Origin of the sequence: Ruegeria arenilitoris (assembly GCF_013035315.1) — a bacterium.
In the GTDB taxonomy this organism is placed as follows: Bacteria; Pseudomonadota; Alphaproteobacteria; order Rhodobacterales; family Rhodobacteraceae; genus Ruegeria; species Ruegeria arenilitoris_D.
The window spans coordinates 375,318-395,799 of sequence record NZ_WQHP01000005.1; the positions used below are offsets into that span (position 1 = coordinate 375,318).

At 58.1% G+C, this 20,482-nt stretch carries 24 protein-coding genes and 1 riboswitch; of the genes, 17 read left to right on the forward strand and 7 right to left on the reverse strand.

Annotated elements, in window-relative coordinates:
* Nucleotides 1-330 precede the first annotated feature (330 nt).
* From GOV53_RS13665 to GOV53_RS13675, 3 genes are all read left to right on the forward strand, one after another.
* Entirely contained in the window at nt 331-891 is a 561-nt protein-coding gene (locus tag GOV53_RS13665) for a helix-turn-helix domain-containing protein (RefSeq protein WP_170467477.1), read from the forward strand.
* Entirely contained in the window at nt 888-1,421 is a 534-nt protein-coding gene (locus GOV53_RS13670; protein WP_170467479.1) for a GNAT family N-acetyltransferase, read from the forward strand. Before GOV53_RS13665 ends, GOV53_RS13670 begins: the two co-directional genes overlap by 4 nt.
* A 187-nt stretch (nt 1,422-1,608) precedes the next feature.
* A complete protein-coding gene (locus GOV53_RS13675) occupies nt 1,609-2,052 on the forward strand; it encodes a c-type cytochrome (protein WP_170467482.1) in 444 nt (147 codons plus the stop codon).
* A 52-nt stretch (nt 2,053-2,104) separates the two neighbouring features.
* On the opposite strand, the gene GOV53_RS13680 is transcribed toward GOV53_RS13675, so the two are convergent.
* Nucleotides 2,105-2,713, reverse strand: coding sequence for a glutathione S-transferase (locus GOV53_RS13680; RefSeq protein WP_170467484.1), 609 nt, complete (start codon nt 2,711-2,713; stop codon nt 2,105-2,107).
* 56 nt (nt 2,714-2,769) lie between these two features.
* Nucleotides 2,770-3,399, reverse strand: coding sequence for an FMN-binding negative transcriptional regulator (locus GOV53_RS13685; protein WP_170467486.1), 630 nt, complete (start codon nt 3,397-3,399; stop codon nt 2,770-2,772).
* Nucleotides 3,400-3,452: 53 nt separating this feature from the next.
* Nucleotides 3,453-3,600: riboswitch (FMN riboswitch) on the forward strand.
* Nucleotides 3,601-3,729: 129 nt separating this feature from the next.
* Here GOV53_RS13685 and GOV53_RS13690 point away from each other — a divergent pair.
* From GOV53_RS13690 to cobO, 5 genes are all read left to right on the forward strand, one after another.
* Nucleotides 3,730-4,170, forward strand: coding sequence for a 6,7-dimethyl-8-ribityllumazine synthase (locus GOV53_RS13690; protein WP_170467488.1), 441 nt, complete (start codon nt 3,730-3,732; stop codon nt 4,168-4,170).
* Nucleotides 4,171-4,264: 94 nt separating this feature from the next.
* Nucleotides 4,265-5,365: a chorismate synthase gene (gene aroC / locus GOV53_RS13695; protein ID WP_170467490.1), complete on the forward strand. Its 1,101-nt coding sequence runs from the start codon at nt 4,265-4,267 to the stop codon at nt 5,363-5,365.
* Nucleotides 5,349-6,011: an HD domain-containing protein gene (locus tag GOV53_RS13700; protein WP_170467492.1), complete on the forward strand. Its 663-nt coding sequence runs from the start codon at nt 5,349-5,351 to the stop codon at nt 6,009-6,011. The genes aroC and GOV53_RS13700 overlap by 17 nt, the downstream gene beginning before the upstream one ends.
* Before the next feature lie 44 nt (nt 6,012-6,055).
* Nucleotides 6,056-6,991 carry a DMT family transporter gene (locus GOV53_RS13705; RefSeq protein WP_170467494.1) on the forward strand — a complete coding sequence of 312 codons (936 nt, stop codon included), beginning with the start codon at nt 6,056-6,058 and terminating at the stop codon, nt 6,989-6,991.
* Between the two features lie 57 nt (nt 6,992-7,048).
* Nucleotides 7,049-7,648, forward strand: coding sequence for a cob(I)yrinic acid a,c-diamide adenosyltransferase (gene cobO, locus GOV53_RS13710; RefSeq protein ID WP_170467496.1), 600 nt, complete (start codon nt 7,049-7,051; stop codon nt 7,646-7,648).
* Between the two features lie 33 nt (nt 7,649-7,681).
* Here cobO and GOV53_RS13715 read toward each other — a convergent pair whose 3' ends face one another.
* The 5 genes from GOV53_RS13715 to GOV53_RS13735 form a co-directional block, all read right to left on the reverse strand.
* Nucleotides 7,682-7,879 carry a hypothetical protein gene (locus tag GOV53_RS13715; protein WP_170467498.1) on the reverse strand — a complete coding sequence of 66 codons (198 nt, stop codon included), beginning with the start codon at nt 7,877-7,879 and terminating at the stop codon, nt 7,682-7,684.
* Nucleotides 7,880-8,087: 208 nt separating this feature from the next.
* Nucleotides 8,088-9,656, reverse strand: coding sequence for an alkaline phosphatase D family protein (locus GOV53_RS13720; RefSeq protein ID WP_170467500.1), 1,569 nt, complete (start codon nt 9,654-9,656; stop codon nt 8,088-8,090).
* A 135-nt stretch (nt 9,657-9,791) separates the two neighbouring features.
* On the reverse strand, nt 9,792-10,157 hold the full coding sequence (locus GOV53_RS13725) for an SPW repeat domain-containing protein (protein WP_170467502.1): 366 nt from the start codon (nt 10,155-10,157) through the stop codon (nt 9,792-9,794).
* 108 nt (nt 10,158-10,265) lie between these two features.
* Complete coding sequence (locus GOV53_RS13730; protein WP_170467504.1) at nt 10,266-11,216, reverse strand: AraC family transcriptional regulator; 951 nt, start codon at nt 11,214-11,216, stop codon at nt 10,266-10,268.
* Between the two features lie 127 nt (nt 11,217-11,343).
* Complete coding sequence (locus tag GOV53_RS13735) at nt 11,344-12,210, reverse strand: branched-chain amino acid aminotransferase (protein ID WP_170467506.1); 867 nt, start codon at nt 12,208-12,210, stop codon at nt 11,344-11,346.
* A gap of 158 nt (nt 12,211-12,368) precedes the next feature.
* Between GOV53_RS13735 and GOV53_RS13740 the strand changes: the two genes are divergently transcribed.
* The 9 genes from GOV53_RS13740 (at nt 12,369) to GOV53_RS13780 (ending at nt 20,399) form a co-directional block, all read left to right on the forward strand.
* Complete coding sequence (locus GOV53_RS13740; protein WP_170467508.1) at nt 12,369-12,881, forward strand: MarR family winged helix-turn-helix transcriptional regulator; 513 nt, start codon at nt 12,369-12,371, stop codon at nt 12,879-12,881.
* Nucleotides 12,878-13,579 (forward strand): response regulator, encoded by a 702-nt coding sequence (locus GOV53_RS13745; RefSeq protein WP_170467510.1) that lies wholly within the window; start codon nt 12,878-12,880, stop codon nt 13,577-13,579. Before GOV53_RS13740 ends, GOV53_RS13745 begins: the two co-directional genes overlap by 4 nt.
* 69 nt (nt 13,580-13,648) lie before the next feature.
* On the forward strand, nt 13,649-14,575 hold the full coding sequence (locus tag GOV53_RS13750) for a histone deacetylase family protein (RefSeq protein WP_170467512.1): 927 nt from the start codon (nt 13,649-13,651) through the stop codon (nt 14,573-14,575).
* Nucleotides 14,572-14,814, forward strand: coding sequence for an exodeoxyribonuclease VII small subunit (locus GOV53_RS13755; protein ID WP_058272726.1), 243 nt, complete (start codon nt 14,572-14,574; stop codon nt 14,812-14,814). Before GOV53_RS13750 ends, GOV53_RS13755 begins: the two co-directional genes overlap by 4 nt.
* Nucleotides 14,815-15,681 (forward strand): polyprenyl synthetase family protein, encoded by an 867-nt coding sequence (locus tag GOV53_RS13760; RefSeq protein WP_170467514.1) that lies wholly within the window; start codon nt 14,815-14,817, stop codon nt 15,679-15,681. It abuts the gene before it with no gap.
* A gap of 14 nt (nt 15,682-15,695) precedes the next feature.
* Nucleotides 15,696-17,624 carry a 1-deoxy-D-xylulose-5-phosphate synthase gene (dxs, locus tag GOV53_RS13765; protein WP_170467516.1) on the forward strand — a complete coding sequence of 643 codons (1,929 nt, stop codon included), beginning with the start codon at nt 15,696-15,698 and terminating at the stop codon, nt 17,622-17,624.
* A gap of 251 nt (nt 17,625-17,875) precedes the next feature.
* Nucleotides 17,876-18,310, forward strand: a complete 435-nt coding sequence (locus GOV53_RS13770; RefSeq protein ID WP_170467517.1) for a hypothetical protein — start codon at nt 17,876-17,878, stop codon at nt 18,308-18,310.
* A gap of 232 nt (nt 18,311-18,542) precedes the next feature.
* The gene (locus GOV53_RS13775; RefSeq protein ID WP_170467519.1) at nt 18,543-19,742 is read left to right on the forward strand and encodes a tyrosine-type recombinase/integrase; all 1,200 of its coding nucleotides are present in this window, start codon (nt 18,543-18,545) and stop codon (nt 19,740-19,742) included.
* A gap of 474 nt (nt 19,743-20,216) precedes the next feature.
* The gene (locus GOV53_RS13780; protein ID WP_170467521.1) at nt 20,217-20,399 is read left to right on the forward strand and encodes a helix-turn-helix transcriptional regulator; all 183 of its coding nucleotides are present in this window, start codon (nt 20,217-20,219) and stop codon (nt 20,397-20,399) included.
* Nucleotides 20,400-20,482: the final 83 nt, after the last annotated feature.

Below are 20,482 nucleotides of genomic sequence, written 5' to 3' on the forward strand. Positions count from 1 at the left end.
GGCGTCTCATCGCGGCTATCTAGCCGGGAGAAATCGGTTCGTCCAGCGGTCATAGGCGCGCAGTGCGCCACATCCGGGCATTCATGTCACAACGAGGGGCTAATTTTTCAAGGTACCGGCCTGATTTTCGAAAAAAACACGCCTTCTATCATGCTCGTCAGCGATGTGATTCGATTCGCTTGGACAGGAAGGCGGACGCTAAGCGGATCGAGCATACCGAGGATTTTTCATTATCGGGTTCTGTGACATTTGGGAAGACAGAGAGCACGCGACAGTTCGTTTCGACTTAACCTCTTGACCAAAGCATCATATTTGGGAAAATTCCCACATATGAACACATCGATACATCCCTCTTCGGACAAACTGGCCGCGCATCTGCGAGTGTTGCGAGAGCAACACGGCATGACGCTCGACGGACTAGCTGCCAAAACCGGATTAAGCCGCGCCACCCTGTCTCGTATTGAGAAAAACGAAGTAAGCCCAACCGCCGAGACCCTTGGACGCCTAGCTACGGTCTATGCGCTGCCGATCTCTCAGCTTCTTGCGCCATTGGAGCAGAGCTTCCAACCGATCGTCCGCCGCCAAGACCAGCCGGTTTGGTCAGATCCGACACAGGCGTTTGAACGTCGAAACGTTTCCCCCCCGAGCGGGCAGCTTTCGGTTGAGTTGATCGAAGGCACCCTGGGCGCGCAGCAACGCATCGCCTACGACGCGCCTGCGGTTCCGGGGCAAGAACATCACTTGTATGTCCTGTCCGGGCAGATCGAAATCACCGTCGACGGGAAAGCTCATGACCTGCGCCAAGGGGATTGCCTTCGATACATCCTGTTCGGTGAGACAGAATTTAAAACGGCCCAAACGCCCTGCTCTTACCTGATCGCATTGTCATGACACATCAGCCACCTTTCGTTTCACGCCTTACTCCGACGGACATCGACGACAATCTGACCGATCTTTGCCGCGTGCTTATCGACAGTGTCGCCGACGGGGCCGCGATCAGCTTCATGATGCCCCTGGACCAAGACACCGCCGCACGATTCTGGGTGGACGACGTCAAATCTGCAGTGGAGAACGGAGAGCGGCACCTGTTCGGTGCGTTTGCCGAGGGCCGCCTGATCGGCACAGTCCAGCTTTTGCTCAGCATGCCCCCCAATCAACCCCACCGGGCAGAAATCTCGAAGATGATCGTTCATCCCATGGCCAGACGCCAAGGGTTGGGTAAGGCCCTGATGGGCGAAGCCCTGTCTTCCGCGCGGGAAGAGGGCAAAACGCTCGTAACCCTAGACACGCGCACGGGCGACGTCTCAGAAGCTCTTTATAAGTCGGTCGGATTCGAACCGGCAGGCGTCATCCCAGATTTCGCATTCGACCCGGACGGCCAATCCCGTCACGCGACGACGTATATGTACCGATATCTTTGATTTGAAACCTAAATTTACACCGCGCTCGACGGGTTACTATTGGCAGTTCGCCAAAGTCGCGAGCACGTGGAAAATCTGAGTTAAAAATAGATATTTTACAAAGGCTTAGACAAGACTGATTTCGATTGCACTTCGCTCTGGAATGGTTGAAAGGCCGGGACAATACAACCTTAGCAGGATGTCCCCCATGTCTAAATTCACTGCACCCATTCTGACCATCGCCCTTGTCGTCTCGTCTCAGGCCCTGGCGGCCGGCGATCCCGCGAAAGGCGAAAAGCTCTACAATCGTTGTTCTTCCTGCCACGCGATCATCAAAGACGGCGAGGTATTGGTCAAAGGCGGTATCACCGGTCCTAATCTCTATGGTGTCGTGGGTCGCCTGGCCGGGACCGAGAACGATTATCTGAACGGCAGCGAACGCCTGCCCGTAGGCATGTTTACCGACGACATGATCCGCGCAGGTCAGGAAGGGCTGGTCTGGACCGAGGAAAACATCGCCGCATACTCGAAAAATCCGATCGTTTTTATTCAGGAGTATCTGGACGACAAAACCGCGCGCCCGAACATGAGCGTGAAGCTGAAAAAGGGTGCCGACGACATCGCGGCGTATCTTGCAACGTTCAGCGAGTGACGGTTGTCGCTGGTCGATCTGATTTCAGTTCGACCAGCGCGCGTAATCCCAATTAAGCCGGTGGCTGCGTCGCAACCATACTGGGACGCGCAGCGAATGTCTCATACCAGGCGGCCAATGCGTCATTTCCTTTGCGCCACCCGCGTGCGTCATGGCGGAAATCAAGGTAGCCAAGCGCACAGGCCACCGCGATCTGCCCCATGTCGAGCTGCCCGGACAGATGCGCCATCCAGCGTTGGTTCAATGCAGCGCAGGCGCGTGCGATCTTGGTCCATTGTGCATCGGACCAATCGTCCCATTGCTTGTCTTCGGGCCGCATCCGGCCCTCATACGTAATCAGCAAAGCAGCATCCAGAATCCCATCGGCCAGCGACTCAAGCGTCAGCACATCCCAATGCCTCGCCCCGTCCTGATACAGCCCGGCCTGCGCGCGATCGTTCAGAAACGCGCAGATAACACGGCTGTCGAACAGCGTCGGTCCATCCGGGCGTTCTAGCGCAGGTACTTTGGTCAAAGGTGCTTTGGCCAGCAGCGGCTCGGCCGGAGACATCGGCGTCGTCGCGGTTTCAAGCAGCTCGACATCCTGCAGCTTATCGGTTTCGTGCAGCAAAACCATGACTTTACGCACATAGGGCGAGGTTGGGCTGAAAAATAGTTTCATGAGCAATCTCCCTGACTCGGCGGAACCTTACAGGACAGGTTGCAAAACTAAACCCGTCAGTTGCCGCCCCGATCGACTTGCGCCATCAACTTTTGCAGAGCCTCCAGTTCGGACCCTATGCCGTTATGCGCAATTTGCTCGGCTGCGCTTTCGCGGGCAGCGTCGGGTTTGTTCTGATTCAGCTTCCAGGTGCCCTGAATATCATCGACGCGCAGACGGAACGGCACGATCATACGCATCATGCGCTCCAAAGCGTCAGCGGACATCTTCGCGGTCGTCCAAGGGGGCTTGGGCAGTAGACGCGCCTCGTAAAATGCGGATTGGCGATCCAGAAGGTCCAGCAATTCCTCCTGGGGACGTTGCTCTAGCTGGCCGGTCAGGTGGACGGCAACGTAGTTCCAGGTCGGAACCTGATCCTCGGCCCCATACCAGTCTGGTGAGACATATCCATCCGGCCCGCTCACCGCGATCCGTGCGGGTCCGGGCAAGTGCAGCGCACGCACGATCGGGTTCGACCGAACCAGATGCAGCTCGGCGTGGGTGCCATCGTCGGACAGCAGAAAAGGGACGTGACTGATCAACGGCGCGCTGTCGGTCGACAGCGCCAAAACACCAAACGCCCGCTCGCGCGCAAAGGCAATGTGGCGTGCTGTATCTTCGGCGCGGAAAGCTGGGTTGGGGTGCATTGGTGTTCTCCTGCAAAATCTCTTGCAGAACCCTGCGCACATTGGCAAGGTCCGCCTGTTCTCAGGGCGGGGCGAAATTCCCCACCGGCGGTATGCGGGCTTTGACCCGTAAGCCCGCGAGCGGCCCCGGTCTACGGGGTGTCAGCAGATCTGGTGAGACGCCAGAGCCGACGGTTACAGTCCGGATGAAAGAGAACGTGCAGCGTGCCGGTGATACGGCATGCTTGCCCGTGATCGCCTTGGGTGACGTGTCATGCCGGGCTGGCAGCGAAAAGTGGGAACCGGTTTTTCGCGATCGCCAGCAGGCCACCAAACTGAAAGGAGATCACGATGACACACACCCGCTATGCCTTTATCAAAGCCAATTGGCACTCCGATATCGTTGACCGTGCGCTTGAGGGGTTTCTTGAGCTGATCCCAGCTGATCAGGTCGATGTATTCGACGTGCCCGGCGCGTTCGAAATGCCTCTGCTGGCCCGCGACCTTGCAAAAACCGGCCAATACGCCGCCGTTGCCTGCGCTGCATTTGTTGTGGATGGCGGCATCTATCGGCATGACTTTGTCGCGCAAGCGGTGGTCGATGGTCTGATGCGCGCTGGATTGGATACTGGCGTGCCTGTGCTGTCCGTTTCCCTGACGCCGCATCAATACCAAGAGACCGATCACCACAACGCCATTTACCGCGCGCATTTCGTCGAGAAAGGGCGCGAAGCCGCGCAGGCCGCGCTTAAGATCACGGAAACCCGCGCCTCAGTGACCCGTGCCGCATAAGCACAACTGGTTGGGGCGCTCCTGCCCCAACCGCAAATCCGCTTGAGGCCAAGCCCCGCGCCCGCTAATCACGACGCGCAAAGGAGCATGCCCCATGTCGATGAACAGTTTTGGTCACCTCTTCCGCGTCACCACCTGGGGTGAAAGCCACGGACCCGCCTTAGGCGCAACCGTCGACGGCTGCCCTCCGGGCGTTGCGATTGACGAGGCCATGATTCAACATTGGCTGGACAAACGGAAACCGGGGCAGAACAAGTTCACCACCCAACGGCGCGAACCCGATCAGGTGAAAATACTGTCCGGTGTATTTGAAGGGCAGACAACGGGTACGCCTGTGCAACTGATGATCGAGAACACCGATCAGCGCTCAAAAGACTACGGCGATATCATGGACAAGTTTCGCCCAGGTCACGCCGACATCACCTACTGGCAGAAATACGGCATTCGCGACTATCGCGGCGGCGGGCGTAGCTCGGCCCGTGAAACCGCATCGCGTGTTGCGGCTGGCGGGCTGGCGCGCGAAGCGATCAAGCAGATCGCGTCGAATGTGCAGATCACCGGCTATATGACCCAGATCGGGCCGCATAAGATCAACCGTGACAACTTCGACTGGTCCCAGATCGAACAGAACCCGTTCTGGACCCCGGACGCACAAGCGGCCGAGGATTGGGCTGCGTATCTGGACGACCTGCGCAAGTCCGGCAACTCGGTTGGAGCGATTGTTGAGGTTGTGGCACGCGGCGTCCCTGCCGGGATCGGCGCGCCGGTTTATGCCAAGTTAGACACAGATCTGGCCTCTGCGATGATGTCGATCAACGCGGTCAAAGGCGTTGAGATAGGTGAAGGTATGGCAGCGGCCGAACTGACAGGTGAAGCCAATGCGGACGAGATTTTCATGGGCCAGAACGGCCCACAGTACAGTTCGAACCATGCGGGCGGTATTCTGGGCGGCATCTCCACCGGTCAGGACATTGTTGTGCGCTTTGCAGTCAAGCCGACTTCGTCGATCCTGACGACACGCAAGACCATCACCAAATCCGGCGAAGAGACCGAGATCATCACCAAAGGCCGCCACGACCCTTGTGTCGGCATCCGCGCCGTACCGGTGGGTGAGGCGATGATGGCCTGTGTGATCCTTGACCACCTGCTGCTGCATCGCGGCCAGATCGGAGAGAACCGTGGACGGATCGGCTGATCTGCGCACGCGCCTGCGTGCGGTCGTTGCGCAGCGTATGGAAACCGACCCGGCCCATGATTTGGCGCATTTGGATCGGGTTTGGGTCAACGCTCAGGCGGTTGCAGACGACCAGACCGACATGCCTGTTTTGTTGGCCGCTGCCTATCTGCATGATCTGGTGAACCTGTCCAAAGATGACCCCGAAAGGCACCTCGCCTCGCGCAGATCGGCGGAAGAATCAGAGCCTATTTTGGCCAAACTGGGCTATTCTTCGGGACAGATTTCCGCGATCAAACACGCGATTGAGGCCCACAGCTTTTCCGCCAATATCACGCCAGAGACACCCGAAGCCTGCATCCTGCGCGATGCTGACAGGCTGGATGCACTGGGGGCAATTGGGATAGCGCGGAATTTCTCAGTCTCTGGAGCTCTGGGCAGGTCGCTTTATGACCCAGCGGACCCGTTCGCCGCAGCGCGCCCGTTGGATGATCTGCATTTCTCGATTGACCATTGGAAGGTCAAGCTGCTGCGTCTGCCCAGCGACATGCTGACGGAAGCCGGTAAAGAGATCGCACAGCGCAGAATCACCCGTATGATCCGCTTTCTGGAAGAGTTCGCGCGCGAGATCGGCACCCCGCTGCCGTCTGACTGGACAAATCTCTAAACGACACGTTGATCTTTCCCGGCCAAAAGCGCAGGTTCGCGCCGATGGCAAAGCCCTTAACATCGCATCGACCCGTATTGGCCGTCGCTCTGAAAACGAGCGCGGTGTTTCTGTTCACCGTCATGGCGTCGATCATCAAAGCGCAGTCTGACCACTTCCCTCCGGGCGAAATGGTGTTCTTCCGCTCACTTTTTGCCATTCCGGTCATCATGATCTGGTTGATCGCACGCGGAGAATTGGCGCAGGGATTCACAGTGCGCAAACCCATGGGCCATTTCTGGCGCGGCGTGCTGGGTACCACCGCGATGGGGCTGACTTTCACTGGCCTCGGCTTGATTCCCCTGCCCGAAGCCACCGCGATCGGGTACGCCACGCCGATTTTCACCCTGATTCTGGCCGCCATCATGCTGGGTGAACGTATCCGAGCCATTCGGATCGCCGCCGTGGCCATCGGCCTTCTGGGCGTTCTTATCATGATCTGGCCACGACTGGGCGGCAACAACATGGAGGCAGCCGCCACCATCGGCGCGCTGTGTATTCTGGGCGCGACCCTCGCCCGCGCCTTTGTGCAGATTCACATTCGGCAACTTGTCCAAGTCGATCACCCTGCCGCCATCGTGTTCTATTTCTCGATGACCGCGACCATCCTGTCCGGGCTGACCATCTTTTGGGGTTGGGTGGTGCCTACTTGGGAACAAGCAGCCTATCTGATCCTCGCAGGCCTGATCGGAGGCGTGGCCCAAATTCTGGTAACCTCGTCCTATCGGTTTGGTCAGGCTTCGATGCTGGCACCCTATGACTACACTTCGATGCTGTTCGCCATTGTGATTGGCTACATCTGGTTCAGCGAGCTGCCGACGCTGGTGATGCTGGCAGGCGCGGCTTTGGTGATTGCGGGCAACATCGTCGTGATCTGGCGCGAACACCAATTGGGGCTAGAGCGCGGCAAGGCGCGCTCGGTCACGGACCCCAAAGGGTGACTTTACCTTTCGCGAACTTCGCTTAGGTTGGCCGCAACATCAGGAAAGGTTCTGCAGATGAGCGACGCACAAGATCACAAGGAAAAGATGCAGAAGGTGCAGGCCAAGCACCGCAAGAAAGTGTCCGAGGCGATCGACCCGGATCGCGGCCTGGTTCTGATCAATACCGGCAAGGGCAAGGGTAAATCTTCGGCCGCGTTTGGGGTTGTGATCCGAGCACTGGGCTGGGGCCAGAAGGTCGCCGTTGTGCAATTCATCAAGGGCAAGTGGAAAACCGGTGAGCGGCGGTTCTTCGAAGAGCGCGATCTGGTCACCTGGCATACGATGGGTGAAGGGTTTACCTGGGACACCCAGGACCGTGAGCGGGACATTGCCGCAGCGAATGCCGCCTTCGACAAAGCCCGCGCCCTGATGTCCAGCGGCGAATACGATCTGGTCGTGCTGGACGAGATCAACATCGCCCTGCGCTATGAATACCTTTCGGTCGATCAGGTGATTGACGGGCTGAACGAACGGTCCAAAAAGACCGGCGTGTTTCTGACCGGGCGCGACGCTCCGCAGGCTCTGCGCGATTACGCCGATCTGGTTACCGAAATGACCGAAGAGAAGCACCCGTTTCAGGCTGGAATCAAAGCCCAACGTGGTGTGGATTTCTGAATATCAGAGCCTAACCAGCCCCATTCGAGGCTGCTAGACCTGCGGGTGTTCGTTCAGAAACCTGACAGACCCGCGTCGGCTTGCGGCGCTGTCTGGCAGTTTTGGCACGTCTTTGGCGACGCTTTTGGCTTTGGGCGTGTCGACATAGGCGCAATAGTCGCCATTGCAGTTACAGCCGCAGGCCGTTGCCGCCTCGTGTCGCGCCATGATTTCGTCAAGCGGATCGCCCATCATCAAACCCTGCTCATGCGTCGTTTCCGAGGCGGCGGCGTGCCCTCACTATGCGCTGTGCTATGCACGCAGACCGCCTCGAAATCCTGTGCTGGATGTTAGCACATCTGGCCTTGGGCTTTATCTGATTATTTTTGTCGGAAATTTCAAGGGGAAATGAGCGCGCCCCGATCTGATAATCAGGGCGCGAGGGTATCTGCCTAAGCGATCAGATTGCTTTGGTTTGTGGGTCAAGCGTGATCGACCAAAGCTCGGTATCGGCGCGGTCCATCAGGCGCACGGTCATCTGCTGAGTGTTTCCGTCAATGTCGACCAGTCCAAAGAACTGCAAGCCAGCGCTGGGCGGCAGGTTTGCGCCTTGTTCTTCGGTCGGTGCTTTGACGAATTTCACCTCAGGGCCGAATGTTCCGTCCAGCCCGTTCGGACCGAAAGTTCCGGCGTGCAGTGGGCCAGATACAAACTCCCAAAACGGCTCAAAATCCTGGAATTGAGCTTTGTTAGGGTCATAGTAGTGCGCTGCAGTATAGTGCACATCCGCCGTGAACCAGACCGTATTGGTGATGCCCGCGGTTTTGATGAACCGAAGCAGATCAGCGATCTCAAGCTCGCGCCCCTTGGCAGGACCGCTGTCACCGTTCGAGATCGCCTCGGCCCCAGCTTGTTCCTTCCAGTTGTCCCAGACGATCAGCCCGATGGGCATGTCCGACGCGATCACTTTCCATGTGGCCTGCGACGAGGCCAGTTCGCGCTTGAGCCAAGCCAGCTGTTCAGCCCCCAGGATGCGCGACTGATCGGTGATCTCATCCTCCATCGACGGACCGTTGGGTCCGCGATAGCTGCGCAGGTCCAGGAAGAGCACGTCCAGCATCGGACCGTAAGAAATCTTACGATAGACCCGCCCCGGCTCGGCCGGAGTGAACCGCAACGGCGTCATTTCGTGAAAAGCGCGACCGGCCCGGGATTGCAGTACATGCACGGATTTCTCGGTATAGCGATCGTCCGAGATCAGGTCCTTGGCATCCGACCAGTTGTTTACGACCTCGTGGTCGTCCCATTGGAAGAACGTCGGGCAGACGGCGTTCATTGCGCGCACATGATCGTCCATCAGATTGTATTTCCACTGCGCACGGAATTCGTCCAGCGTTTCAGCCACTTTGCGTTTTTCATCAATCAGTGTGGTGTTCTTCCAGATCACCTGCCCGTCTTTTTCAACCTCGTCCTTCATCGGACCATCGGCATAAACCGTGTCACCCGAATGAATGAAAAAGTCCGGCCGATGCTGCGCCATGGTGGCGTAGGTGCGCATACCGTCGTCGTCGATGCCCCAACCCTGACCGGCCGTATCACCCGACCAGGCAAACCGTATATCGCGGCGAGAGGTAGGCGCAGTGCGGAATTGGCCAATAATGGGCTCTGATGTGATGTTGATATCGTTCAGATCGGCAGCGACGAACCGGTAGAAGATATCCTGATCCGAAGGCAGCCCATCGACCAGGCGCTTGACCGCAAAGTCGCTGTTCGGAATGGCGTCCATAGGCGCCAACTGTCGGGCGTCAGTAAAGCTCTCGGTCGTCGAAACTTCCATCATCACGCGGGCCGGTCGGTCGGTGCGCGTCCAAATCATACCCGAGGCGGTGTCGACGTCGCCAGATTGCACGCCGTGGGTGAAGACCGGGCGCGACGACGCGCGGCTGATGGAAGGCATGGACAATGATGCGGCAAAGGCAGTGCTGCCGGCCAGAAAGGCGCGGCGGTTGGGGCGAAGGATTCGTGTCATGGGGGCTCTCCTGTCTGGTGGCGCAGTGGTTGGCCACGCGATTGGTGAGCGGCAGTGAGCCGTCTGTTTGTAAAACAAACGGCTCAGTTTCTTGAAACTATCACGATGATATCGTGATACCTGTGGTTAAAACGCTCAGGCTGTAACACCTTGTTCAGGTGCGCTGAGCGAGATGACGGCGACCACCGCCGCGCCGTTCAGCCAATAGTATATCGCATCCAGCCCTGAGAACCCAAACACACTGGGCGCGGCCAGGAACACAACGCCGACCAGCAGATCAACGGCAAGATGCACCTTATAGGGCAACACCCGCCAGATACCCAGATGATGGTCGGTCAGCACAGTCAGCACAAAAGCAGCCAAGCCCGTCACAACCGACAGCCACAGGGCCATCGGGTTGGACTGGCCCAAGCCCAGCGCAAAGGGCAACCCCATCAGGGCCAAAGCAACGGGGTAGTCCAGATAGGCATGAACAGAGCGGGTCACAAAACGAAGAGACATGGGATTTCCTTTCCTTACTTGGCGTGGCTTCAAGTTAGGTCAGGTGTTTCGAACGATTAATTCTTGATCGTCCGCGATATTATGCAGATCGTTCAGACTTCGCTCGCATTAGTGCAGGGACCGATAGGCCGCCGGGGACAGGCCGATCTGCTTTTTGAATGCCCGAGAGAACGCAGCCTCGGAGACATAGCCGACCTCTGCCGCCGCATCAGCCACATTCCAGCGGCTTTCCGTCAGACCGTGACAGGCGATCTGCATTCTCCAGTCGGTCAGATAGTGCATGGGCGTGGTGCCCATCTTCTCGGCAAAAAGCTGGGCGAACGCGGTGCGCGACATCCCAGCCTCACGCGCCAGCGTTTCAACGCTCCAGTCTTGCGCCGGAGATTTGTGAAAGGCGGTCAGCGCACGCGAGATCCGGGGGTCGGCAAAGCCTGCGAGGGCAGTGTCGCTTGGGCTTTGATGTTCAAGATGAGCGCGTATAGCCTGAGCAAACAGCACCTCGGACAGTTTCAACGCGATCAGGTCACAACCGATCCGAGCGCTGCTGATCTCGGACCCGATCATGCGCAAGGTGGCTTCGATCCAGGCGCCGGCGTCCTCACCATAGTTCTCGATCAGGATGTAGGGCGGCAATCGGTCAATCAGCATATGTCCGGTTCCTTGCCGTCCTGGCGGGCCCGTGAATGAGAAATGGCCACAAATCAATTGCGTATCGCGGCTTTTGTCCTCTCCGCCATAGACCAGAACTCCGTCACCTTGGTATCCGGAGTCCTTCAGAACCTGTTCAAGCGGTAGTGCATCCAACGGTTTGACCTCGTTGCACAGCAGCGCGTGGGCCGATCCGTGCGGAATCAGGATCAGATCACCCTGCTTCAGACGCAGTGTTTCACCAGTATTAGAGACAAAAACGTTCAGCTCTCCACGTTGCACAAAGTGAAACCGCGCGACGTTCTGAAAGGCCGGAACCTGTACACCGAAGGGTGGTGAAAATGAGGTTCGGAAATAGAACGTCCCACGCAGGGACAGACGGGTGAGAATATCGCTTAGCAGGTCCAACATGGGTTTAACGTACACTCAGCCGCGTAATCGTCCAGCCAGGTGAACGATCTGCAAAATGTCCTGAACGAATGGCAAAGAAAAACCCCCGCGAATACGCGAGGGTTTGCAACATCTTGGATACGTGGGTTCAGGCGCGGACCAACGCCTCGTAATCCGCGGCGATCTCACGGGTCATATCTCCGACCTCAAAGGTGTAGTCGCCGATCTGCCCAACCGGAGTAACCTCGGCTGCCGTACCGGTCAGCCAGCATTGTTCGAAATCGGCCATCTCTTCCGGTTTGATGCGGCGTTCGTGGACGGTGATGCCCTTGTCTTTCAGCATCTGAATCACGGTCTGGCGGGTGATACCGTTCAGGAAGCAATCGGCCAGCGGGGTGTGCACCTCGCCATCCTTCACAAAGAACACGTTGGCCCCGGTTGCCTCGGCCACGTAGCCGCGCCAATCCATGAACAGCGCGTCCGAGCAGCCTTTGGCCTCGGCCTTGTGCTTGGAAATGGTGCAGATCATGTACAGACCGGCGGCTTTGGCGTGCACCGGAATGGTCTCCGGGCTGGGACGTTTCCATTCTGCGATGTCCAGCTTGGCGCCCTGCATTTTGGCATCGCCGTAATAGGCACCCCAAGGCCAGACCGCGACAGCCATCCGAACCGGGTTTTTGGCCGAAGCCACGCCCATATCCTCACCCGAACCACGCCAGACCAGCGCACGGACATAGGCGTCCTGAAGACCGCTGGCCTTCAACGCTTCTTCCTTGGCCGCCTCGATCTCGTCCACTGAATAGGGCATCGGCATGTCCAGCGCCTCGGCCGAGGCGATCAGACGCTCGGAATGTTCCCGGCTTTTAAAGATCTTGCCGTTATAGGCGCGCTCGCCCTCGAACACCGAAGACGCATAGTGCATCGCGTGGGTCAGAATGTGCACATTGGCTTCGCGCCAGGGCACAAGTTTGCCATCCAACCAGATGACGCCATCACGATCATCATACCCAGCCATACGAAACCTCCTGATCCGGGATCAATTTTCGATTGTTGCGCAATATAAGTCCGCTTCGGACATAAAGTTGCGCAAAAACTGCGATTCGATACCTGTCCGCTCTTGGAATGTCAATAAGGCTGACATAAACTCGACCCGAGTAGCGAATGAGGCATACGATGTCGGATACCCGCCCCGCCCCGTCCTTTGGTGGCGAGAGCCTTTTGTTCTTGACCGACGAACAGTTGCGGCAGGGGATCGAGGCCATGTTCTTTGCCTATCGCGGCTTTACTGCCGACCCCGATCGCATCCTGACCGAAATGGCCTATGGACGGGCACATCACCGTGCAATTCACTTTATTAACCGCGCACCTGGGACCACGGTCAACAACCTTTTGGCCATTCTTGGCGTAACAAAACAGTCTCTGAACCGGGTTTTGCGCACGCTGATCGAGGATGGTCTTGTCGAAAGCCGGGTCGGGTCCGTGGACAAACGCGAAAGAAACCTATTTCTGACAGAACAGGGCAAGGCGTTAGAGGCCAAACTGTCCGAGGCCCAGCGCGTTCGAATGCGAGCCGCCTACAAAGAAGCCGGCCCCGAGGCCGTGTCAGGGTTTCGTAAAGTGCTTGAAGCAATGATGGATGCTGATATGCGTCATGCCTACACGAAACTGCGGGATACCACCTCATGAGCGATATGGACGCCCATCTGCTGATCGTCGACGATGACGAGCGTATTCGTGATCTGTTGAAGAAGTTCCTGATGCGGAATGGATTCCTGGTGACGGCCGCGCGGGATGCGGCCCATGCGCGACGGGTTTTGTCCGGGTTGGATTTCGACATGATCGTTCTGGACGTGATGATGCCGGGTGAAGACGGTGTCAGCCTGACCAAGGCGCTACGCGAGACCCATGCGACTCCGATCCTGTTGTTGACCGCACGCGGCGAGACCGAGCATCGCATTGCGGGGCTTGAGGCAGGCGCGGATGACTATCTTGCCAAGCCTTTCGAGCCGAAAGAGTTGTTGCTACGGATCAACGCGATCTTGCGACGGATGCCGGAAACGCCAGCGCAGGAAGCTGCAGCCAAAATTCTGCACCTTGGTCCGATCCGCTATGACATAGAGCGGGGCGAGATGTGGCAGGGTGAAGACCCTGTGCGATTGACCGCTACGGAAAGCCAGTTGATGAAGATCTTCTCAGCCCAGCCCGGAGAGCCGATAAGCCGTGCCAAATTGGTCGAAGATTTGGGGCGCGACAAAGGTCAGGCGCAGGAACGCGCCGTGGATGTTCAGATCACGCGCCTGCGCCGCAAGATCGAACAGGACCCGAAGCAGCCGCGTTACCTGCAGACCGTTCGCGGCGCTGGATACATGTTGGCACCGGATTGATTTAGCCGCTGCGCGGCATTTTATTGCCTTCGGCGAGGATATTTTTGGCCAGATGAAGATGGGATCCCGATGACAACCGCCCTTTTGACCCACGCCGATTGCCTTGATCACGTGACACCCCAAGGCCACCCCGAACAGGTGGCGCGGTTGGAGCATATTCTACACGCGCTGGAAGGATTGGACCTGAAACGCGTGACAGCCCCAATGGCGGCCGATGACGACCTTTTGCGCGTGCACCCGGAAAGCCATATTCGTGACATCCGAAATAACAGGCCAGACGACGGCTTTGCCCAGATCGATGGCGATACGTTTATGTCTCCGGGGTCTGTGGACGCAGCCTACAGGGCAGCAGGCGCTGCCGTGCGCGCGGTGGACATGGTTTTGGGCGGCGAAGCGCCGAACGCGTTTTGCGCCATTCGCCCGCCCGGCCACCATGCCGAGACTGAAACGGCTATGGGATTCTGCCTGTTTGGAAACGCCGCGTTGGCCGCCAAACATGCATTGGATCATCATGGATTGAAGCGCGTGGCCGTTGTGGATTTCGACGTGCATCACGGAAACGGCACGCAGGACCTGCTTTGGGATGAGCGACGCGCGCTGGTGATCACCAGCCAGCAGATGCCATTGTGGCCCGGGTCAGGCCGCCCCGATGAAACGGGCGCATATGAAACGGTCCTGAATATACCTCTGGCCCCGGGTTCGGGCGGCGCGGAAATGCGCGCAGCTTACGAGACACAGGCCTTCCCGCGTCTGCGCGCGTTCAAACCCGAGTTGATCATTATTTCGGCGGGATTTGACGCTCATCAGGACGATCCGCTGGCCAATCTGAACTGGTCCACGGGCGATTTTGCCTGGGTGACGGCTGAGCTTTGTAGGATTGCCGATGAGCTGTGTCAGGGTCGTATCGTCTCGACTCTGGAAGGCGGGTATGATCTGAACGCACTTGCCGAGGCCACTCGTGCCCATGTGGAAGAACTGATGAAGGCAGCCCGATGACCGATACTCCTGTTGATCAGATGACATTCGAACAAGCGATGAAAGAGCTTGAGGCCGTTGTTGGCCAGTTGGAGCGTGGGGACGTGGCGCTGGATCAGTCCATCGCGTTATACGAGCGTGGTGCCGCGCTGAAAAAGCGCTGCGAAGATGAACTGAAGCGGGCCGAGGAAAAAGTGGCGGCAATCACGTTGGACGCCAACGGGCAGCCAACCGGGACGACCCCTGTCGAAGGTCAGTAAATGTTCAAGGAAATTCTGGCGCAGGACGCCGCGCGGATTCAGGCTCAGTTCGATCTGGTTCTGAGCGCGCTGGACGATCTGGATGTGACCCGTGCAATGGCCTACGCCACGCAGGGTGGCAAACGGCTGCGCGGCTTTCTGGTGCTGGAAAGCGCCAGGTTGCATGGCATCGATCCTGCGCAGGCGATCTGGCCCGCGACGGGGATCGAGGCGCTGCATGCTTATTCACTGGTGCATGACGATTTGCCCTGCATGGATGACGACGAACTGCGGCGCGGACGTCCGACCGTTCACGTAAAATGGGATGAAGGGACTGCCGTTCTGGCCGGCGATGCCTTGCAGACTTTGGCTTTTGAGCTGTGCACCCGTGCCGAGGTTGGAAGTGCCGAGGTGCGCGCCAATTTGGCTCTGACACTTGCCAAAGCGAGCGGTGCGCAGGGAATGGTATTGGGCCAGGCGCTGGACATTGCGGCCGAGACAACACCTGACCCACTGACACTTGAACAGATCACCCAACTGCAAGCCGGAAAAACTGGGGCACTGATCGAATGGTCCGCCTGCGCGGGAGCGCGGCTGGCACAGGTCGATCCTGCCCCCTTGCGCCGATATGCCCAAGCACTTGGGCTTGCTTTTCAAATCGCCGATGACATCTTGGATGTTGAGGGCGATGCCGAAAAGGCCGGGAAGCGCCTGCAAAAGGATGCCGATGCAGGAAAGGCCACGTTTGTATCCCTGCTGGGCCTGGACGCGGCGAAGGCGCGCGCCGCCCAACTGGTTGAACAGGCCTGTTCGGCACTGGACGGGTACGGTTTGCAGGCAGAAACCTTGAAGGACGCGGCCCGCTTCGTTATTGCCCGGGACAGTTAAGCCAGGAACGCCAAATGTCTGACCGCCCGAACACGCCCTTGCTGGATCTCGTGAACCGCCCTGCGGATCTCAAGCAGTTTTCGGATGCGCAGCTGCACCAAGTGGCGCAGGAATTGCGGTCCGAGACGATCTCGGCCGTTTCTGTCACTGGAGGACATCTGGGCGCAGGTCTTGGGGTCGTCGAGCTGACGACCGCGCTGCATGCCGTGTTCGACACGCCACGCGACAAAATCATCTGGGACGTCGGGCACCAGTGCTACCCGCACAAAATCCTGACCGAACGGCGGGATCGCATCCGCACCTTGCGCATGAAAGACGGGCTCAGCGGCTTCACCAAGCGCAGCGAGAGTCCGTATGACCCGTTTGGAGCGGCTCATAGTTCCACGTCGATCAGCGCCGCGCTGGGGTTTGCCGTGGCCCGCGATCTGGGCGGTGTCACGCCCGAAGGTCTGGGTGACGCGATTGCCGTAATCGGCGACGGTTCGATGTCTGCGGGTATGGCGTTTGAGGCGATGAACAACGCGGGCCATCTGGGAAAACGGCTGATCGTCATCCTGAACGACAATGACATGAGTATCGCCCCGCCCGTGGGCGCACTGTCCAGCTATCTGTCGCGGCTCTATACCGAGGCCCCCTTCCACGATCTGAAAGCCGCTGCCAAAGGCGCAGTGTCGTTGCTGCCGGAACCGTTCCGGGAAGGAGCCAAGCGCGCCAAGGAAATGCTCAAGGGCATGGCCATGGGCGGGACGTTTTTTGAAGAGCTGGGCTTTAGCTATATCGGCCCAATCGACGGCCACGATATGGATCAGCTGTTGCCAGTCCTGCGCACGGTCAAGGCGCGCGCAACCGGCCCGATCCTGATCCATGTGTTGACGAAAAAGGGCAAGGGCTATGCCCCGGCCGAGCAGGCCCGCGACAAGGGCCATGCCACGGCGAAATTCGACGTGGTCACGGGTGAGCAGAAGAAAGCGCCGTCCAACGCGCCCTCATATACGTCTGTCTTTGGCAAAACGCTGGTTGAAGCGGCAGGTCGGGATGACAAGATTGTCGCCGTTACGGCTGCGATGCCTGATGGCACAGGCCTGAACCTGTTTGCCGAACGCTATCCCTCTCGCTGTTTCGACGTTGCAATTGCCGAACAACATGGTGTGACTTTTGCCGCGGCCTTGGCGGCAGGCGGGATGAAGCCCTTCTGCGCAATGTATTCGACCTTTCTGCAACGTGGATACGATCAGGTCGTGCATGACGTGGCTATTCAGCGCCTGCCGGTGCGCTTTGCAATCGACCGCGCGGGTTTGGTCGGCGCAGACGGCGCAACGCACGCGGGCTCGTTCGACATCGCCTATCTTGCCAACCTGCCCGGCATGGTCGTGATGGCCGCGGCGGACGAGGCCGAACTGGTGCATATGGTGGCCACCGCAGCCGCGCATGACGAAGGCCCGATTGCCTTCCGCTATCCGCGCGGCGAAGGGGTTGGCGTTGACCTGCCGGAACAAGGTGCAGTTCTTGAGATCGGCAAGGGGCGTATCATTCAAAAAGGGGCACGCGTGGCGCTGCTTTCCTTTGGGACACGTTTGGCCGAGGTGCAGAAAGCTGCCGAAGCCTTGGCCGCACGCGGGATCACACCAACCATCGCAGACGCCCGTTTCGCGAAACCGCTGGATCGCGACCTGATCCTTGATCTGGCCGCCAACCACGAGGCTTTGATCACCATCGAAGAAGGTGCCATCGGCGGCTTTGGCAGCCATGTTGCACAGTTGTTGGCGGATGAAGGCGTGTTCGATCAGGGTCTCAAATACCGCTCGATGGTCCTGCCTGACATCTTTATCGACCAGGCCAGCCCTGCGGATATGTATGCCGTTGCTGGGCTAAATGCCGAGCAAATCGAAGCCAAGGTGCTGTCGGTTCTCGGCGTGGCTACCATCGGCGAGAAACGCGCTTAAAACGCAGAGTTTAGCGCCCAGCGCAAGCCGCAACCTCAGCGTGGCTGCGACTGCGTGACCAGCGCGCCAGCACGCAGTATCCAAGTCGTTGCGATTGAATGTTTTCTTTGGAAAACCTCAGAATCCTTGGATTGGAAGTGAGTCCGCAGGAACACAGGACACATTCGCGTCCCGGCGCGCCATTCCTGCTGGCCTGCTTTTTTGGTAGAGATCTAGAAAAGCAAAACTCCACCCTTTGAGCAGGCGGGCGGATGAGAAAGATGATGGCAGCGTTGGCGGCTCTCATACTGATGAGCGTTCCGGCAGCGTCAAAAGAGATACAGGTCGGCAATGATCGGGGCGGACGGATCGTGGATCGCATGGTCCAGATTGAAATCGCCAACCGTACCAGGACACAGTTTCGGATTACCGGAGATTACTGCCATTCCAGCTGCACCATGCTGTTGGGGGCGGATGATGTTTGCGTGTCCCGCAAAACAGTGTTCGGTTTCCATGGTCCCCACCGCGCAAACCGCACGAAAATGACGGCAGATGAGTTCGACAGGAAAAGCGTTTCGCTGTCCAGTTACTATCCCAGTCCGGTCAAAAACTGGTTCATGACCAAAGCCAGATTCGCGGGCCCGAATGAGCTTATGTATGTATCAGGCGAATACCTGATCGGGCTTGGCGTAAAGGAATGTGCCTGAGCGTTGAAGGCGCAGGGATCAGACGGGCAACCCGGCTCGCCATCAGTGGTATCTGGAAAAATGGTGCCTCAAGAGGGCACATGACAAAAGTATCAGGTCACATCATGTAGCGTCATAGATACACCCATGCTTCTGTAACCATATAGCTTTTTGACGTTTCTACCTTGCAGGCAGTCTCAACTCGTGTCACCGTACCGCAATATATATTGGGGGACGAGATGGGGGACGGGTTGTGCCAAGTAGCCTACACAAGCTTTCAGCAGTCGGGTTGAAATCGCTACCGTCAGGTAAGCACGAGGATGGCGGTGGATTGCGGTTCGTTCGGCGTAAGGATGGGACAACTGCATGGGTGTTTCGCTTCACGATACACGGAAGACGGCGCGAAATGGGTCTTGGTCCCTATCCCGATGTTTCCCTCAAGGCTGCGCGAGAAATAGCGACCGAGTTCAGGCAGCAGGCCAGGCGCGGTATCGATCCGATAGCCAAGCGCGAAGCAGAGAAGCGGGAAGCCATCCGCAATCTGCATATGCTTCAGGACATTGCACAAGACTGCTTTGAGGCGCGCAAGGCGGAACTGAAAGGCGATGGAACCGCGGGGCGCTGGTTCTCGCCGTTGGAAATCCACATCTTACCCAAGCTTGGAAGGATGCCCATCGCTGAGGTGGATCAGATCTCTGTGCGAGACACGCTGGCGCCGATCTGGCATGAAAAGGCGGAGACGGCTCGCAAAGCCGCGAACCGCCTGAACCTCGTCCTCAAACATGCCGCAGCCTTGGGCCTGAACGTAGATTTACAGGCGGTGGACAAGGCCCGCGCCCTTCTCGGCAAACAGCGGCATGAAGCGAAGAACATTCCGGCCCTACCGTGGCAAGATGTGCCGACTTTCTATGCATCACTAGGTCAGGGTGTCACTGAACTCGCGTTACGGCTATTGATCCTCACCGGGGTGCGCTCTGCCCCGGTCCGCTACGCAACACCGGATCAAATCGATCTGGACGCACGCATCTGGACGATCCCCGCAGAGCTTGTAAAGAGTCGCAAGGGTGCAACTGGAGACTTTCGGGTACCACTGACCGACAAGGCTGTGAAGGTCGTAGAAGAGGCCCTGCGTCACGGGGGTGGGGTGTTGTTTCCGGGGCAACGAGGAAAACCGATCAGTGACATGACGATGAGTAAACTCATGCGCGACCGGGGAATGGCGGCCCGTCCGCATGGTTTCCGATCGAGCTTGCGGACTTGGGCTGAGGAAACCGGCCAGCCGTACGAAGTCGCTGAAACAGCACTTGGTCATGTTGTCGGCAATTCGGTGGAGCGGGCATATCAACGATCCGACCTGATTGAGAAGCGTCGCGTTTTAATGGCCGCGTGGGCTGATCATGTAACAGGAAATGGCGAGGCTGAGGTTGTGTCGATCATTGGGGTGCGGGGATGAGCGAAGTTAAGGTGCCTGAAGGTTTGGGAAACGTGACCGTGTTTAAACCAAGGCTGCGGTCCAAGTCTGATGCCAAACGAGTGCTTCGGCTTTGTGCTGAAGGCACCGAGGGTTGGAAAGGGTGCAATACGGCGGAAGGCTTTATTCTCGAAGCAGACTGTAGGCGGGCCGATGCGATTTGGAATGGTGTGCTTGATCCCGACCCTGGTCGACCAGTTCGGCACGACTGGACGTTGATTGAGAAGACAGCGCGCGAACTTGCTCACGATAAGAGCAACCGAACGGCGCTGCGCTGCAAAGTCGCGGAACGATACCAAGAACAAACCGGGCGATACCTTGCCTCTGACAGCGGCACATACAAGGCAAAGATGCGAGAATGGCTGGGCCCTAAATCATAGCCCTCCGGCCCCGGTTCCCAAAGCAAGCCTTTGAGGGCAGACTCACTCCATGACTTCAGAATTCATGGAGTAAAAAATGATCGACCGACTTTTAACTGACCGCGAAGTTGCCGAGCGCCTTGGCTTGTCCAAGGCTACAATCTGGCGACATGCCAAGTCCGGATTGCTGCCAAAACCCGTGAAGCTTGGATATGCAGCCCGTTGGCCGGAAAGTGATATCCAGACGGCAGTAGAAAGCTTGAAAGCCGAGCGAACCTAAAAAAATCCGAAACTCGAAAACCTAAAACGCGAGCCCACCAGCCCGCGAACGGAGAAGACATGCCGCATCTGACCTTTCGAATA

Bases quoted from the DNA above. Each gene is read 5' to 3' on its own strand.
- GOV53_RS13665 (WP_170467477.1), top strand. From the start codon at position 331: ATGAACACATCGATACATCCCTCTTCGGACAAACTGGCCGCGCATCTG.
- GOV53_RS13670 (WP_170467479.1), top strand. From the start codon at position 888: ATGACACATCAGCCACCTTTCGTTTCACGCCTTACTCCGACGGACATC.
- GOV53_RS13675 (WP_170467482.1), top strand. From the start codon at position 1,609: ATGTCTAAATTCACTGCACCCATTCTGACCATCGCCCTTGTCGTCTCG.
- GOV53_RS13680 (WP_170467484.1), bottom strand. From the start codon at position 2,713: ATGAAACTATTTTTCAGCCCAACCTCGCCCTATGTGCGTAAAGTCATG.
- GOV53_RS13685 (WP_170467486.1), bottom strand. From the start codon at position 3,399: ATGCACCCCAACCCAGCTTTCCGCGCCGAAGATACAGCACGCCACATT.
- GOV53_RS13690 (WP_170467488.1), top strand. From the start codon at position 3,730: ATGACACACACCCGCTATGCCTTTATCAAAGCCAATTGGCACTCCGAT.
- aroC (WP_170467490.1), top strand. From the start codon at position 4,265: ATGTCGATGAACAGTTTTGGTCACCTCTTCCGCGTCACCACCTGGGGT.
- GOV53_RS13705 (WP_170467494.1), top strand. From the start codon at position 6,056: ATGGCAAAGCCCTTAACATCGCATCGACCCGTATTGGCCGTCGCTCTG.
- cobO (WP_170467496.1), top strand. From the start codon at position 7,049: ATGAGCGACGCACAAGATCACAAGGAAAAGATGCAGAAGGTGCAGGCC.
- GOV53_RS13715 (WP_170467498.1), bottom strand. From the start codon at position 7,879: ATGGGCGATCCGCTTGACGAAATCATGGCGCGACACGAGGCGGCAACG.
- GOV53_RS13720 (WP_170467500.1), bottom strand. From the start codon at position 9,656: ATGACACGAATCCTTCGCCCCAACCGCCGCGCCTTTCTGGCCGGCAGC.
- GOV53_RS13725 (WP_170467502.1), bottom strand. From the start codon at position 10,157: ATGTCTCTTCGTTTTGTGACCCGCTCTGTTCATGCCTATCTGGACTAC.
- GOV53_RS13730 (WP_170467504.1), bottom strand. From the start codon at position 11,216: ATGTTGGACCTGCTAAGCGATATTCTCACCCGTCTGTCCCTGCGTGGG.
- GOV53_RS13735 (WP_170467506.1), bottom strand. From the start codon at position 12,210: ATGGCTGGGTATGATGATCGTGATGGCGTCATCTGGTTGGATGGCAAA.
- GOV53_RS13740 (WP_170467508.1), top strand. From the start codon at position 12,369: ATGTCGGATACCCGCCCCGCCCCGTCCTTTGGTGGCGAGAGCCTTTTG.
- GOV53_RS13745 (WP_170467510.1), top strand. From the start codon at position 12,878: ATGAGCGATATGGACGCCCATCTGCTGATCGTCGACGATGACGAGCGT.
- GOV53_RS13750 (WP_170467512.1), top strand. From the start codon at position 13,649: ATGACAACCGCCCTTTTGACCCACGCCGATTGCCTTGATCACGTGACA.
- GOV53_RS13755 (WP_058272726.1), top strand. From the start codon at position 14,572: ATGACCGATACTCCTGTTGATCAGATGACATTCGAACAAGCGATGAAA.
- GOV53_RS13760 (WP_170467514.1), top strand. From the start codon at position 14,815: ATGTTCAAGGAAATTCTGGCGCAGGACGCCGCGCGGATTCAGGCTCAG.
- dxs (WP_170467516.1), top strand. From the start codon at position 15,696: ATGTCTGACCGCCCGAACACGCCCTTGCTGGATCTCGTGAACCGCCCT.
- GOV53_RS13770 (WP_170467517.1), top strand. From the start codon at position 17,876: ATGAGAAAGATGATGGCAGCGTTGGCGGCTCTCATACTGATGAGCGTT.
- GOV53_RS13780 (WP_170467521.1), top strand. From the start codon at position 20,217: ATGATCGACCGACTTTTAACTGACCGCGAAGTTGCCGAGCGCCTTGGC.